This window comes from Celeribacter baekdonensis B30 (genome assembly GCF_000299875.1).
Taxonomy (GTDB): domain Bacteria; phylum Pseudomonadota; class Alphaproteobacteria; order Rhodobacterales; family Rhodobacteraceae; genus Celeribacter; species Celeribacter baekdonensis_A.
This window is the reverse complement of sequence record NZ_AMRK01000010.1, coordinates 1-16,063: the sequence shown is the minus strand read 5'-3', so window position 1 is coordinate 16,063 and position 16,063 is coordinate 1. Positions and strand designations below refer to the sequence as shown.

General features: G+C 54.9%; 12 protein-coding genes. 10 read left to right on the top strand and 2 right to left on the bottom strand.

Annotated elements, in window-relative coordinates; genetic code table 11:
* The first annotated feature begins 77 nt into the window (after positions 1-77).
* The 9 genes from glpK (at position 78) to B30_RS15890 (ending at position 11,871) form a co-directional block, all read left to right on the top strand.
* On the top strand, positions 78-1,583 hold the full coding sequence (glpK, locus tag B30_RS15930) for a glycerol kinase GlpK (protein ID WP_009573166.1): 1,506 nt from the start codon (positions 78-80) through the stop codon (positions 1,581-1,583).
* Positions 1,584-2,122: 539 nt separating this feature from the next.
* Positions 2,123-3,700, top strand: a complete 1,578-nt coding sequence (locus B30_RS15925; protein ID WP_157789826.1) for a hypothetical protein — start codon at positions 2,123-2,125, stop codon at positions 3,698-3,700.
* Positions 3,701-4,015: 315 nt separating this feature from the next.
* Positions 4,016-4,657 (top strand): hypothetical protein, encoded by a 642-nt coding sequence (locus tag B30_RS21515; protein WP_051130644.1) that lies wholly within the window; start codon positions 4,016-4,018, stop codon positions 4,655-4,657.
* Complete coding sequence (locus B30_RS15915) at positions 4,657-5,940, top strand: TolC family protein (protein ID WP_009573163.1); 1,284 nt, start codon at positions 4,657-4,659, stop codon at positions 5,938-5,940. Before B30_RS21515 ends, B30_RS15915 begins: the two co-directional genes overlap by 1 nt.
* Before the next feature lie 24 nt (positions 5,941-5,964).
* On the top strand, positions 5,965-8,100 hold the full coding sequence (locus B30_RS15910; protein ID WP_009573162.1) for a type I secretion system permease/ATPase: 2,136 nt from the start codon (positions 5,965-5,967) through the stop codon (positions 8,098-8,100).
* Positions 8,097-9,269: an HlyD family type I secretion periplasmic adaptor subunit gene (locus B30_RS15905; protein WP_009573161.1), complete on the top strand. Its 1,173-nt coding sequence runs from the start codon at positions 8,097-8,099 to the stop codon at positions 9,267-9,269. The genes B30_RS15910 and B30_RS15905 overlap by 4 nt, the downstream gene beginning before the upstream one ends.
* A gap of 320 nt (positions 9,270-9,589) precedes the next feature.
* A complete protein-coding gene (locus B30_RS15900; RefSeq protein ID WP_157789825.1) occupies positions 9,590-10,681 on the top strand; it encodes a BamA/TamA family outer membrane protein in 1,092 nt (363 codons plus the stop codon).
* A 329-nt stretch (positions 10,682-11,010) separates the two neighbouring features.
* Entirely contained in the window at positions 11,011-11,442 is a 432-nt protein-coding gene (locus B30_RS15895) for a hypothetical protein (protein ID WP_157789824.1), read from the top strand.
* A 66-nt stretch (positions 11,443-11,508) separates the two neighbouring features.
* Positions 11,509-11,871: a hypothetical protein gene (locus B30_RS15890; protein ID WP_157789823.1), complete on the top strand. Its 363-nt coding sequence runs from the start codon at positions 11,509-11,511 to the stop codon at positions 11,869-11,871.
* A gap of 25 nt (positions 11,872-11,896) precedes the next feature.
* Here B30_RS15890 and B30_RS15885 read toward each other — a convergent pair whose 3' ends face one another.
* Entirely contained in the window at positions 11,897-12,637 is a 741-nt protein-coding gene (locus B30_RS15885; RefSeq protein WP_226946241.1) for a response regulator transcription factor, read from the bottom strand.
* Positions 12,638-12,729: 92 nt separating this feature from the next.
* Positions 12,730-14,703: a hybrid sensor histidine kinase/response regulator gene (locus B30_RS15880; protein ID WP_009573156.1), complete on the bottom strand. Its 1,974-nt coding sequence runs from the start codon at positions 14,701-14,703 to the stop codon at positions 12,730-12,732.
* Positions 14,704-14,992: 289 nt separating this feature from the next.
* Here B30_RS15880 and B30_RS22210 point away from each other — a divergent pair.
* The coding region (locus tag B30_RS22210) for a BapA prefix-like domain-containing protein (protein WP_009573155.1) at positions 14,993-16,063 on the top strand (1,071 nt) is incomplete at its 3' end.

The following is a 16,063-nucleotide window of genomic DNA, read 5'->3' as shown; positions in this document are numbered from 1 at the left end:
GCGGCAGATCTGCTGCGCCCCGTTTTTGTGCCCGGCTGCTTAAGCCCGGCCGTTTTGCCTGAACGGGGAGGACCCTCATGACATATATTCTTGCCATTGATCAGGGCACGACCTCCAGTCGGGCGATCTTGTTTGACGCCCAGTTGCAAACAGCGGCTGTTGCCCAAGAAGAATTCCCGCAGTATTTTCCACAATCCGGTTGGGTCGAACATGATGTGTCGGACCTCTGGGCCACGACCGCAGGCACCTGTCGTGCGGTCATTGAAAAAGCCAATATAGACACACGCGACATTGCCGCCATCGGGATCACCAACCAACGCGAAACCACTGTGGTGTGGAACCGTAAAACGGGTCAGCCCATCCATAATGCCATTGTCTGGCAAGACCGGCGCACCGCCGCAATCTGTGAGAGCTTGCGCGCAGAAGGTCATGAACAGATGTTCACCGACCGTACCGGATTGCTGATTGATCCGTATTTTTCCGGCACGAAAGTCAAATGGTTGCTCGACACGGTCGAGGGCGCGCGCGCTGCGGCCAAAGCCGGGGATCTTTTGTTTGGCACCGTTGACAGCTACCTGATCTGGAAACTGACGGGCGGCAAAGTGCATGCCACCGATGCCACAAATGCGGCCCGGACCCTGTTGTATGATATTCGCAAAGGGCGTTGGAGTAAGACGATTTGTGATCTCTTGGACATTCCCATGGATATGCTGCCCGAGGTCCGCGATTGCGCCGCCGATTTTGGCATGACGCGCTCCGACCTGTTCGGGCATCCCCTTCCGATTCTGGGTGTCGCAGGCGACCAACAGGCGGCCACAATTGGTCAGGCCTGCTTTCGGCCCGGCATGTTGAAATCCACTTATGGCACTGGTTGTTTTGCTCTGATGAACACCGGCGACACGCCCGTCACCTCGCAAAACCGTTTATTGACCACCATCGCCTATCAACTGGACGGCAAACCCACCTACGCACTCGAAGGTTCGATTTTTATCGCCGGGGCTTCGGTTCAATGGCTGCGGGACGGGTTGAAAATGATCCGGGATGCAACAGAAACCCAACCCTTGGCCGAAGTTGCCGACGAGGAGCAGCCCGTGATCATGGTGCCTGCGTTCACCGGACTTGGAGCGCCCTATTGGGATGCCGAGGCGCGCGGAGCAATTTTTGGCCTGTCGCGCAACTCTGGGCCTGCCGAGTTCGCCCGTGCGGCGTTGCAATCCGTCGGCTATCAGACCCGTGATCTCTTAGAAGCCATGCACCGCGATTGGCGCGCGCCCGAAGGCGATGCGATCCTGCGGGTTGACGGCGGCATGAGCGCATCGGATTGGACCATGCAATTCTTATCCGACATCATCGGTATGCCCGTTGATCGCCCCGCGTGCCAAGAAACCACCGCCATGGGTGCTGCGTGGCTCGCGGGCAGCCGCGCAGGCCTATATCCGGATCAGACAGGCTTTGCCGAAATGTGGTTTTGCGACCGGCAGTTTGTGCCAACCATGACGGCGGGTGATCGAGACGCCAAGTATAGCGCATGGCAACGGGCGGTTCGAGCAACACGCATGTTTACGGCGCCATTGCCAGCCTGAGGATGCGGTGAACGACGCGCCAAGTGTGAACAGATATTGCCGTCAGTTTGTAAAATTTGGAGACGGGGCTCATATCGGCAAGTTATGGAGGCACTTGGGACGTTGGGTCATAAAGTGATTAAAATGAAAAACGTTATTTCCATCCGAGCCATTTGATCTATGTCATTTTCAACCCTATTTGGGGCGCTAACCTTATACGTTGGGAGGTGATGGCCCGCTAACATGTGGCGAAGCCTGAAAAAGTTATCGTTATACTGTCGCCAGTATATGGTATATATACTAAATATTGTCTATTTGATATCTTAAGGGTATGAATAGGTAAATCGGACTAATCAAGAGGCGAATCTGCGCCGATATGGACGCGACAGAATTGCTTTTATGAGCAGAAGTAGATAAGGTAGCCGCGCGGTGGGTGGGTTTTTTGCTAGTATTCGCGCTGAAGAGTTTTGTTAAATTGGAGTGCGGCGAACGTGTCGGCGAAAAAAAGTCAAAATGAAACGGTAGAGCGTCAGGAATTGGCAAATGTTTTGCCTCTTTCCATGAGTGCGGCTGCACCGGATCGCCTAAGCTCCAAGTCTGGCCTGAGCGGCGTTGCCGCCAGTGCGATTGGCATGGGGCTGGCGATGCAAAGCGGTGTTGCCAACAGCCTGTGGGCTTCTTCGACAGAAGATATGGATGTCGAACCTACCGACGATGATTTTGACCCGACGCAAGCGCCCGTGACACCTGATGATGTGAACGGGGATGATGTGGCTGCGGAGAATGTAGCCACAGAGGCACCGGCTGCGCTTACAGTCGATGAGACGGCTGAAAGCGTGGGTGTGGAGCCAGAGCTTTTCCCTTCTGGTGCCGTGGCCGCATCGGGCCGAACGTCAGGCGTGGCCAATGCGGGTGCCGCTGCGGAGGCGATGACCGAAATGTTGTCTCAGGACGACGCCGAAGGAGATGGCACGCGCCTTTCGGATGAAGAGGGTCCCTCTCAAACTATTGATTTTATTGGGTCTGACACAGAGGGTTTGGTCGGGTCTGTTCTTGATCCCGTGTTGGGGGAGGATGGCCTTGTCGACGACCTCCTCGATGCCCTGTTTGGTGAAGGTGGGTTGCTGGATGGGCTTCTTGGGGATGAGGGGCTGCTTGACGATCTGCTTGACGGGTTGATCGGGGAAGGCGGCATCCTGGACTTGGAGGTTCTTGAAGGGCTTCTGGGCGAAGACGGTCTTTTGGATGGCGTGGTCGAAATCATTCTGGGCGAAGACGGCCTCCTGTCCGATTTGATTGGAGAGGATGGGCTTTTGGGCGACCTCCTTGATCCGCTGCTCGGGGATGGCGGTCTTTTGGATGGTGTGCTTGACCCAATCCTTGGAACGGGCGTGGTTGACGACCTGCTTGGCGAGGATGGCATTGTTTCTGGCGTTGTGGACGACCTGCTTGGCGATGGCGGTCTTGTCGATGAAATCGTCGGCGACATCCCTGTGGTCGGTGATCTTGTCGGGTCTGATGGCATCCTGGGGGATGTGTTGGGGAGCGATGGTCTTCTTGGGGGGGTGCTCGGTCTTGGTGGTGCGAACGCCGAGACTCTGGACGAGTCCTCCACAGTGCCTGATGAAGGATATATCGAGTCTCTGATAGATTTCGATGCTCCCTTGGGTGAGGCATCCGATACGGTGTCAGAGCTTATTGAAGGTCTGTCGTCTGGGACTGTTGATGACTTAATGTCGAATCTGCTCGGCGATACCGATGTGTTGGGTTTCGATGTTGCACAGGGGGATGTCGGAGGCTTTGATGATTTGTTTGCGGGCCTTGCGAGCGAAGATAGCCTGACGGGTTCTTTTGTGGAGCAGGGCTTGCTCAGTGGCGTGGCCTCTGCCGTTGCGAGCGACGATGTTGACTCCCTTTTGAGCGAAATTCTTGGGCCCCCCAGTAGTGATATTCTGGCTGGCGGTGACGCATTTGATGTTCTGCTTGAGGGCGCAGGTCAGGATCTGTTGAGCGGTGTTGCCGAGGTCGGTGGGATTCTTGGCGATTCGGATGGCATTTTTGCGGGCATTGCGGATATTGTTCAGTCTGATACGTCTCTGCTTGATGGACTTTCCTTCGATCAAGATGATCAGGTTTAAGTGTGATCTAGTCACATAATTACATCCTTTGCCTTGATATTCATTTTGAATAAATGAATATTCTGCCATATGCCTTTTATTGGGCGGTTTCTTTCATGTAGTCCTTATGGGTAACTGTTGGCGGTTGCCTTAATCAAAAGGACATGGTGAAATCATTATGGTGGAGTTTGATAGGGGGGATGGGGTGCCTGAAGTTCTTTTTGGAAGCAAATGGCTCCTTAAGATATTTGAAATGATTGACGTGATTCTATGGCCATGCTTTCACGATGTTAGGTTTGGGCATGTTTTTCCCACTCACAGCTTGAGTTCACAGGAATGACCGTATCTGTCCTCTTTCAGGCCAGCGATGGCAGAGTTGCGCCAATGACGACGTCGCGCCTTGCGCTGACGTTGCCGGGTCGTTTGACGTTGATGCAAGATCAGGCGGAGATCGCGGGATTTGAAAAACTTGGCGCAGATTTGCATGTGACCTTGGCCGATGGCTCCGAGATCCTGGTCGAAGATTTCTTTGTGATAGGGCCTGATGGTACATACAGCCTGTTTGCCGATGAAACGGGTGTTCCGGTTGTGACCGGTCTGATGGTGCCTGAAGCCGACATGGCCTTTGATGACCCGGCTGTTGCGGTGGCGCACAATGTACCGGCTGATGACGCCGGCGAGGGTGGCGTGGAGCTTTCCCATGAGAATGGCGGTGCGCTTGATCCCTTTGTCATCACGGGCTACGGCATCGGGGCCGCAGGCTTGCTTTTTGCCATGACCCAAGAGGAGGAGACCCCTCATGGGGAGGGCGTCGATTTGGCAGCGCCTGATCAAGCTGACCTACAAGCTGTAGAAGTGACTGAGAGTGAAGGTATTTTTTCGACCTCCTCAGAGGGTGCCACAACACACTCCTTCGATATGATCATATCAGAGGGGCAAGGTTTGCTTGCTGGTCTGGATGTTGGGGAGTTGCTGTAATGCCAGTCCACATCAGGAAAATCGGCGCATTTTTCGAACGTTCTCTGAAAGCGGTGCTATGGCTTTCACCGCTTATTTTTGCCCTGTCGACCCCCGCACATGCACAAATGTCGCTTCAGGAAGCCGTCCTGATCGCCACGGCAAGTGATCCAAGTGTCGAAGCGCTGCGCCAGAAAGTGGCGGCCAAAAATGTCGATATTCAAGCCGCCAGAGATGCCTATTTCCCCTCGATCAGCCTGTCAGGAGACAGCAGCACGACGGACAGTGACGGGCCCGGTGTCACGTTGAGCGTGACGCAAGTCCTGTTTGATTGGGGCCGCACACGCAGCCAGATTGCCGAGGCGTCCCAAGTCCGGGTGCAAGCCGTTTCGGATTTGAAGATGGCGGTCGAAGACCTCACCTTTGAGATTGCGGGATTCTTCCTTGATGTTGAGGTGATGGATCGCAAAATTTCTTATACAAAAGAATACATGACGTTTGCGCGTCGTCTGGCCGGTCAAACGCAGGACCGAGCGGCGGCAGGGGTGAGCGACAACAGTGAAGTGGCGCGGGCGCGGTTGGAAATTTCGCGTGCCGATGAGCAGATGTCCCAGCTGATGGCAAACCGTCAGATTGCCATGGCGCAGCTTGAGTTTTTGATTGGCCAAAAGGTGGACGCGGTCCAACTTCCGCCGCCTCTGCTGTTTTCGGAGCATTATGGTTCACGAGATAAGATCAGCGCAGCGATCCGGATTGCGCCCGGTTACATCGCGGCTCGCGCCGCCGTTGCCGAAGCCGAAGCCGGGGTGCAGGTCGCGAAGGCGCAACGTTTCCCAACGATCAACCTTCAGGCACAGGGACGCATGGACCTCAACGGCGGCGATACACAGACGGCAATTGGGATATCTGCCGGCGTGGATCTGAATTCGCGAGGGTTCGGTCAACGCAAAATACAATCTGCACAGTTGGCCGTAGAGGGGGCAAAAGCCTCGCTTCAAGGGCAAGAGCGGCAGCTCATGAACATCGCAAGTAGCGCACTTGAACGTCTAAGCCTGTTGCGTCGCAGTGAACAATCCAGGGATGTTCAGCTTGTCGAAGCCAGAAAGGTCTTGCAGACCTATGAAAAGCAATTCGTTGCCGGTCAGCGGGAAATTCTCGACCTTTTGACCACCGGGCGAGATCTCTACGACGCACAGATTGACAAGATCGACACTTACGATGAGCGTAAACGCACTGAATATGAAGCTGCCAAAGACCTTGGTGTCTTGGGCACCATGCTTTTGGCTGGAGCGACGGTGCAATGATGCGAGATGGAAAGAGGTACTGAAATGAAAGATACCGTGTCTCACGATCCTCTTGTTCTCGGACTTTTGGAACTGTGCCGTTTGCAAGGCGTTTCGACCTCTGTCACGCAGTTGACCACAGGGTTGCCGCGCGATGTTGGCGCGCTGTTGACGCCAGATCTGGCACCGCTGGCCCTGCGGCGTGCCAATATGAGTTGCCGGATTAGCCGTGAGCCGCTGCGCGCCTTGCCGGATCATAGCTTTCCGGTGCTGCTCTTTTTGAAAGATGGCCGCACACTCATTCTCGAAACTCTGACGGAGCAGCGGGCGACCGTCGTTCTGCCTGAATCCGGAGGCGGAAAAGCGATTTGGACCTTCGAGGAACTCGACCGTTTGCATGACGGAAAGGTCCTCATCTCCAAACCGATCGACATCGTTTCGGACCGCCTCGATGGCAAGAAGGCCGGGCGTGAACATTGGTTGCTTGGCCCGCTTTGGGAGAACTGGTGGATCTACCGCGATGTGATGATCGCCTCCTTTGCGGCCAATATTCTCGCAGTCGCTACGGCGCTTTTTTCGATGCAGGTCTATGACCGCGTTGTCCCAAACAACGCGTTCGATACGCTTTGGATTCTGTCGAGTGGGGTCGGCATCGCGATTGTGCTCGAATTGGTGCTGCGGTTGATGCGCTCGTCTCTTGTCGATGTCTCCGGTCGTGACCTTGATCTGCGACTGTCGGCCCAGCTTTTTGACAAAGTCGCCAATATGCGGTTGGCCAACCAACCTGCGTCGACGGGGGTTTTTGCCAATCAGGTTAGAGATTTTGCTGTGGTGCGAGAGTTTTTCACCTCAAGCACGGTCACGGCGATTTGCGATCTGCCTTTCGTGCTTATCTTCCTTGGCGTGATCTGGTTTATCGGTGGCAATGTGGCTTTGGTTGTCCTCGCCGGTGTCGTTTTGAGCGTGTTGCCCGGCCTGCTGATGCAGAAAAAGCTTGCGCGGGCTTCAAGGGAAAACACGCGTGAAGCTGCGGCACTGAACGGTCTGCTTTTGGAGACGATTTCCAATCTTGAAACCGTTAAGGCCTGTCGTGCCGAAGGCCGGTTGCAACGTGCGCATGCACAATTGACCGCGGCAATGGCGACGACGGCCATCAAAACGCGGAATTTGACGACATTGATGAGCCAACTGGTCAGCTCTGTGCAAAGGCTTGCCTATGCAGGCGTCGTCATCGCCGGTGTTTATCTGATCAGTGCCGGGGAATTGACGGTCGGGAGCCTGATTGCCTGTACGCTTTTGTCCACGCGCGCGATGTCGCCGATGGGGCAGGTGGCCGGACTCTTGGCCAAGTGGCAACATGTCCGCGCAGCTCTGGAAGGTCTGAACGAAATCATGAAGCTTTCGGTCGAACGCCCTTCGGATCGTCACTTTGTGCGAGCCGCCGAAATGGCGGGGGATTACCATCTGCAAGATGTGGTGTTTCGCCATGACCCGCAGGCACCGCCCGTTCTTGCGATCCCTGAGCTGAAAATCGCCCAAGGCGAGCGGATTTCGCTGCTTGGTGGCAATGGTGCGGGGAAATCAACGATGTTGCGGCTTTTGGCCGGGTTGACCGATCCGCAAGCGGGCAGCGTTCTCGTCGATAATCTTGCTCTTAGCCAAATTGATCCAATCGATCGGCGCCGCCAAATTGGATATCTGCCCCAAAGCGTGGCGCTGTTTCAGGGCACCCTGAGGGAAAACCTGCTTTTGGACCATGGGCTTCATTCGGATGATGAATTGCTTGAGGCGCTCGATGCGGTCGGACTTGGGAAATTTGTGCGCCAGCACGTCAAAGGTCTCGACCTTCGGATTCAAAGCAATGCGAACGTATCCGGTGGACAACGCCAGTCTATTGGTTTGGCGCGTGTCCTGTTGCAAGATCCGAAAGTCGTCCTGCTTGATGAACCGACCTCTGCCTTCGATCATGTGACCGAAGCAAAGGTGATCGCGCATTTGAAACAATGGCTCCAAGGGCGGACAACGATCATTTCGACGCATAAGCGCGAATTGCTTGGGCTGACGGAGCGCGCGATTGTTCTAAGTGACGGGCGAGTGGCCCGCGATGGGGACTTGCTGCAAATCTTGAACTCTGCCCGTGCAAATTCGGTTCAGCAAAAACCTGTTCAGGCCGTCAAATGACGAGCGCGGATTTGGTCACCACAAGCCATATCGACGGGAGCTACCGTCGTCAGACATTGAAACGGTCGCGTTTGGTCATTCAAACCGTCGTTTTGTCTCTCTTTATCGCTATCGGTTGGGCCGCAATTGCGCAGATCAATGAAATCACGCGCGGTGACGGGCGGGTTGTTCCGTTGCGTCGTTTGCAATCCATTCAAAGTCTGGAAGGTGGGATTCTTGCTGAACTGCATGTGAGCGAAGGCGATATTGTTCAGGAAGGTCAATTGATTGCCCGTTTGGACCCGACGCGGTCGGAGACGGCATTTAATGCAACGCAAGCGGAGATCACGGCGCTTAAGGCGGAAACCATGCGGTTGGAAGCCGAGGTGATGGAGCAACCGCACCTTGAATTTGGGCCGACACCAAACGAGGCGGAGGCCGGAGAATTGCGCTTGTTTAAGGCGCGGCGCACCAAGTTGGAGGCCTCTCTGATGTCGCTGGAGGAGGAGCGGGGCACCATTGAACGCCAGATCGAGATCACAAGCCCTTTGGCCGCAGGGGGATCGGTGAGTCAGATTGATCTGTTGCAACTGCGCCAACAAAAAGCGGAGCTGGATGGCAAGATCAATGAGGTCCGAAATGTCTATGTGCAGGACGCTTACAAAGACCTGGCTGCGCGGCGGGCGAAGCTGACGACTCTCCAACAGGAATTGATCCAGAAACAAGACGAATTCCAACGGACGGAAATCCGCTCTCCTGTGGCTGGCCGGGTCAACAATATCAAAATCACCACGCTTGGCGGTGTTGTTCAGCCGGGCGAACCGATTATGGAAATCACTCCGACGGACGATCAACTTTTGATCGAGACAAAAGTGAAACCGCAAGATGTTGCTTTTGTTGCGCCGGGGATGCCTGCGAGTGTGAAAATCACAGCATATGATTTTGCCACCTACGGGGACTTGCGGGGCACGGTGACCCAGATTTCCGAAGATACGGTTGAAGAGGACACGGCGCAGGGTCCGCAGGATTTTTACCGCGTCATGATCCGCACGGATGTCAGCTATCTTGAGCGTTTTGGCGAGCAGTTTGCCATTCGTCCGGGGATGGTGGCGCAGGTCGATATCGAAAGCGGCAAGCGGTCCGTTTTGAGTTACATGACACGGCCCCTGATGCGCGCGAGACTGCGCTAGGTCAGCGAGGATGTGGGGGCATCCTTAAAGACCATACATAACGCAAAATAACCGAGATTTTGAAGAGAAAGACGACCATGCTGCCGCAGTATTTTTGGAGTGTCACCCGATGTACGGGGACTTTTATGCGTCGGTGTATCGTACCGTGCGCGGGTCTTTCACTGATTTCGGGGGCGTCGGCACAAGGGGTTCAAACCTTTGAAACGATTGAGGTTCAAGGCGCTGAATTTATCCCAGAACACGACATTCAAATGACATGCGGCGCGGTAGAAGGCGTTCCTTATCTCACGATTGAATTGCGCGCGATTGAGGATTGCCTCATGTCGACGGGGGTGTTCGAAACTGTGAAACTGATCCCCAACGGGGAAACGCTGGTAATCGCAGTGAAAGAGGTGAACACGCGGCCGGGCCGTGTCGAAGCCTCGCTGTCCTATGCCTCTCAGGATGGGCTGATCGGCGGATTGTTCTTTGAGCGCTATAATCTTTTGCCGGACACATATGGGTCGGTCAGGTTGGAATATAACCCGGAAGTAAAGCGCGGAGGTGGCCGCTTGTATCGGACCGATGTCCTCGGGAGTGACTTTGATCTGGGGGTGAAGCTGGGCTGGGAAGAATTGTCTTTCGATGACAGCTCTTATTCCAAAGAGACGAAGCAGCTTGAAACCTATCTTGCATGGATGCCGAGCCAGAAAACCCGATTGGAAATGGGCGTGGGGTATCGTGATTATCGTCTTTTCGATGTGGACGATGACGCGAGCGCTCTGTTGGTCTCCGAACAAACTCTGGGCATTTCGGCGCCCTTTTTACGCTTTGCACTGAACCATAGCTCTTTGTCGGAGGAAGAAAACGGGTGGGGCACGTGGGAATATAGTGTCGGAATAGACCAGTATTTTTGGAACCTTGGCACCGATGACAGCCTGTCGGATTTCAGGTTTGAAAGCCGCTCTTATGTGCCGCTTGGTCAGATGTGGCGGATGCTTGTCTCTTTGGATGCCGGGAGGGTGTCCAGTCTTGATGGAAATAACGCAACGCGTGTCACAGACCGCTTTGCTCCGGGGGGCGGCAGTTTCCGCGGATTTGCGCCGCGTGGGGTTGGGCCGCATGATAATGGCGACGCGCTTGGAGGAAACACATTCGCCGTCTCTTCGATCGAAGTTCAGGGCAATTTCGAGGACGTTGTGAATGTGCCATTGGTTGGTGGCGTTTTCTTGGACACCGGCGCGTCCTGGGCGTTGGATGACACTCTTGGTGGTGTGATTGATGATGGGTTCCATCGACGTAGCTCAGTCGGTCTTTCGCTTGCATTTGAAGTGGGACGCGCGCCGGTCTCGCTCTTTGTGGCGAAGCCTATCGACAAGCAAGACGGTGACAAAGAACAGGTGTTTGGTCTCCGTCTCAGTACAGCATTTTGAGGAAGGCTTTGTTTGTCGAAACACAGCGCTGCATGAGAATGCAGTGACAATTTCTACAGACCGGGATGCCAGCATCGAAAGCCCGTTCTCCTCAGCGTGCTGAATTCGCAACATGGCAGTACGAATATAGTGAGCTGAGGCGTCTCAGGGCAGGCGCCTCAGCTCATGTGCCCTTACTGAAAACATGGCGTCTTTGATGGGCTGAGGTTTAAGGGTATGTATTGAATTATCCTTATTGCCATATGTAAAATCTTTAGTATTGCTTTATTTATATTTTCCATACTAAGGTATGTATATCGGCCCTGCTTGTGCAGTGATCCGGCGCAGACATGGGAAGTTCGGTGTTTGCCAAAAATTTGTATCTTTCAGCTGCCGCATATGCCGGTGGTGAAAACAGGGAGTGCGATGAGATGGCAGAGATGAGCATTCTTAACGGTTCTCATGGCCATCCTTATAAGCCCCGGACGAACACTAAACATGTAAGCCTCGAAACCAGACTCTTCCATCGTCTCGATGATGAAATGGCACAGGCTGACAGTGCCTACTCAGAGGTTATTGACCTTTTACGTGTGAACCGTCGTGTCTTTGACCCCGCGTTCCTGCCCCGCAAGATGAGGTATGCGGCGACCGACACATCAGGCCACCACATCGTATTCGACGTTCTTTTCGGATTGCGGGCCCACCTTGGCGCGATTCGCAATGTCGTGATGCCAGTTCGGTTGCTCGCAGCGTCCGGGCGAAACGGAAAAGGCGCGATTTAAATGTTACAACAGAGTTTTGAAACATCAGGCGCCGTTGCGGTAACCCACACTGTAGGGCCTGAGAAGGTGAGTGTTCTTGCGCTGTTGGATTGGGATCATCTGCCTCACGAATTCTGTCGGTCGGATCAAAAATTTCGCGTGTCGCTTTTGGCGGGGCAGGACTGTGATCGTGCGCTTGAGATTCTGGTTCAGCTCAGCAAAGCGCCGGATATTCTCATTGTTGATGAGGATTTTTTTGGATCACCAGAAGCCGCGGCAGACGCCTGTACCCAGATTCGCCGCTTTCAACCCCATATTCATATCATCGCGATTGAAAGTGAAATGTGGGAAGGCGAATCTGTCTTGGCGTCTTTTGGGTTATGCCACGAAATTTTGCCCGCTAAATGTGGTCAGCGGGCAATTCTGGGCAAGCTTGAGACATTGAACTGAGAGGTCTTTCGCGGGGCTTTTTCGCTTACATGATATTCATGTCGCGGGCGACAATCACAGCCTGAGTCCGGTTGTTGGCACCCAGTTTCGTGCAGATTGATTTAACATGCATTTTAACTGTGGCCTCGGCGAGAGAGAGGCCTTCTGCAATCTCGCGGTTTGGGAGACCTTCAGCCAGGAGCGAAAGCACTTCCATTTCCCGACCGGAGAGAGGCGATTTGGCAGTGTCGCGTGCCTTTAGTCTTTGGTGATCAATCAGTTCAACAGGGATATACCGACCGCCTGCCGCCATAAAGCGGATTTCATTGGCGAGATCTTTCAGGGATGCGGTCTTGAGGATCACACCTGCACTGCCATTTTCCAAAATTTCCGAAATGACCTGTGCACTTGGGGCGCTGGTCAACAGAGCTGCAGGCCGGCCGCCATTGTTTTCAAGGACTTTACTCAGGCCCGAGACACCGTCCATTCCGGGCATGTTCAAGTCAACGAGAACCAGATCAAACGGACCTTCCTTCTCCATGATCGAAAGTGCCACGTTGAGATCGGGCGCCGTTGTGACATCGAATTCCGGCAAATTTGACAGAAAATGTTCAAACATTTCGAGGACCATCGCATGATCATCCGCGATCAAAACGCGAATTGCCGTAGCTTTGGACGACTCTGTGGATTGAGCTGCCATCGCGCGCTTCTCCCTTCTTGTTACTTTCACCGGATTTGGCGCTTGCCTTGTTCCCCGTGACGTGCGGGCAATTAGCGTAACATGCACAAAAAACAAGTAAATTACATCTAAAGTACTATATTGAATCTCTGCTGAACTGCAAGTTTAGAAGAGACCGCACGCTTAACAGGCACGGGGGGTCAGTTTAAGGCGTCGATGGCATCCTTTGTTCGAGTGAGGGCCACTTTGAGACGCTCCTCACAGGGGGAAAGGGGCGCGCCGCCATCAAATGCGCATTCCATGGCGCGCAGGCATGATTCCAACTCTCCTAGACCCGTGAGGCTGCAAGCCCCTGTTGCGGCATGAAGCATCCGACCCGTATCGGGGCCGACGCCCTCCTGTTGCAGGTTTGAGAGGACGCTGACCGCCTCGCTGTGGGCGCGTTGCATAAAGGAGATCGCTCCAGCCCGCCCCAGTTGCGAAAGCAGATCCTCGACGATGCGGGCCTTTAGAGGGCCGTCTGTCGTTTGGGACTCGTCTTGTGGCGCGGGTGCTGTTTCGGGTGCTGTTCGCTGTGGGGCATCGCTATCTGATCGCGTGGACAGAATACGCAGGAGCGTGTTGCGTAATTCCGCCGGTTGGATTGGCTTTTCAAGAACCTGGGCAATGCCCACTTTGGAACACGCGTTCAGGATCGAATCAGCGACATGTGCGGTCAGCGCGACGATGGGACCGTTCCAATGGGTTTGGCCTTGCTGTCGGATGCGCTGCGCAAATTCGATCCCCGACATATACGGGAGGGTCATGTCGGTCAGGATCAGATCCAGTGTGTGCGCGATTTCAGGTCGTTCCAGTAGGGAGAGCGCTTCAACTCCGTTGCCAGTTGCCCAAACTTGCGCACCTGCACTTTCAAGGATGTGGCGAATCCAATCGCGGCTTGAGGGGCTGTCTTCGACTAGGATCACCGAGATGCCCGCGAGCGGCGCGTCTGAAAGAGGCTGCAATGTCGCGGGGGTCTGCAACCGATTTGGTTGTTCGCTTTTTTGTAGTGTGACAGTCGCGTGCATCGTCGTGCCAATCACTGGCCGATGCTCGGTGTCTTGCGTCGAGTCAGAGACGGCATATCTGTCGGAGACATGAATTTTGCCCCCGAGTTGGCGCAAAGCATGTGCCAGAACATTCATGCCCGCTGAAGGGCGCGCGTTCGCAGTGGCCGCTGTTACGGTCGGTTGGCGCGCCTCAGTTTGGCCGAGCGCCTCGAACAGGCGCGCTTTCTGTTCTGGGGGGAGGCCGCCGCCCAAATCCGAAACTGTGAGTGTGATCATGAGGCGATCAGTCTCGTCGGTTGGGCTGGGAAGCGGATGGCAGGACAGACCGATTTCAACCGCGCCTCCGCCATATTTCACTGAATTATCAATCATATTCTGGAAAGCGGCGCGGACAAAACGCACTGGACCATGCACCCATATGTCATCATGCGGATCAAGCCACAGCTTGAGGTCAACGTTTTGTTTGCGCGCAATCGGAGCGATCATCATGAGCAGAGTGCGCAGCTCTTCGGTGATGTTGAACGTTTCGTCCGGTTGAAGGCCAGTGACACTTTGTTCGCCGCGAATGACGCCTAAAATATTGCTGATGTGATCCAATGCCAGTTCGGCCGAGTGATGAAGCTCTTGGCGAGCCGCTGCTTTATCAGCTGCCGTCTCGTGGGCGGTCTCATTGAGCACGTTATCTGCGGTTGCGAGCAGCGATTGGATCGGGGTGCGCAGGTCATGCGCCACTCTCATCAGAGTGGCCGCCCGCGCCCGATTGCGCAGCCAGGTCGCTTCGTGGTCGTTTTCGGACAGGCGTAAAAGATAGCCTTCTCCAACGCAAAGCGACACGTGTACGACCTCCCCCTCCAATTCAGTGGACCCCAAAGACAGAGAGGCTGCGGTGCTGCCCGCCCGTTGGGCTTGGATACAGAGGGCAGGCCAGTCTAGCGCATCATGAATACCTGCCTGATCGAGGTGCAGGCGCTGTGCGGCAGCATTGGCCAAGAGAACCTTGCCGCTTTCACTGGCCAAGATGGAGGGCCGGCGATCCGTCGCAATCAAACGAGCGATGGTGTTGATGATAGGACGCATTGCCGTGCCTGCGGTCTCGGAAGGGGTGAAAGCAGCCTTAGAAACCATTCCGGACGTCTCTTTCATTTCAGGGGCGCGCCCCGCGCATGAGTTTGGTCATCGCACGGGGTCGTCTGCAACGTGTTGGGGTAATTTGCCGATAATTTCAGCGAGTTTAAAGCAGATTCCACACGAACTGTTGTGTTTTTGCAAGCTTGAGGCTCGTCATATAGCCCAAAGGATAATAATGAACCAAAGTATTGATATTGATACATACATTTGATAACCAAAAGAAGGGGGTGAGCCCCTTATTTTTATTCGCAGCCGTTGGGTACTGCGCGGTAGAGGGAATTATAAGATGGCGATGAGTGGACTGGTTGCGGGCGATGCTGTTGATGTTCAGGTGAATGTGAACAGGGAAAGCATTAGCCGTTATGTGAAATCTAACTCTGATCTGGTTGTTGAACTGGTCAATGGCGACAGCATCCGTGTGAGCAATTTTTACACCGCAGCAGGGAATGGCGACGTGCACCGCCTTATTTTGGCGGATGGTACGTTCAGTGGTGTTGAGGGCGTTTTTGGGGAAGAAACCGCGACTGCGGGGCTCGGCAGTGCTTTTACGCTTGATGAGGTCGGTGCCGGCCTTGCGGCTCTTGCAGGTCTTGGCGCGGCGGTGCTTTCTGGGGAGTCCGGGTCTGACGAGACCCCTGAACCTGAGCCGACACCCGAGCCGGAGCCTGAACCTGAGCCAGAGCCGACACCGGAGCCTGAAGTCGAAAGCGGTGTGTTGGATTCCATTCTTGCCGATGATGGTCTGCTTGGTACTTTGACGGGCAACGAAGGCGGCCTTGGGGCTGTCACCGGATCGGATGGGTTGCTTGGAACTTTGGTGGGCAACGAAGGTTTGCTCGGCGCGGTCGCCGGAGAGGATGGCCTTGTCGGCTCGCTCCTCGGCACTGGACTCATCGGCGATGAGGCAGGCTCCGGTGATCCGTTGAGCAGCGTCACCGAGGGCCTTTTGGGAGAAAACTCTCTCGTTGGCGGCTTGCTCGGCAGTACGGGATTGACGGATGGGCTTCTCGGTTCCGATGGGATTGTTGGCGGTCTTTTGGCCGAAGATGGTCTCGTTGGCGGCCTGTTGACCGAAGACGGCCTTGTGGGCGGACTTTTGGCGGAGGATGGCCTTGTGGGTGGCCTCCTGGGCGGGGACAGTCTTGTTGGCGGTCTGCTTGGGGAAAATGGTCTTGTCGATGGCCTGATCGGTGAGGACGGTTTGGTTGGCGGCCTTCTTGGTGATGGCGGCCTCGTTGGTGGGCTTGTTGGTGGCGACGATGGCCTTTTGGGTGGTCTGCTAGGTGGCGAAGACGGTCTCCTCGACGGCGTGCTTGGCGGTGATCTGTTGGGTGGCCTGACCGATGGTCTGTTGGGT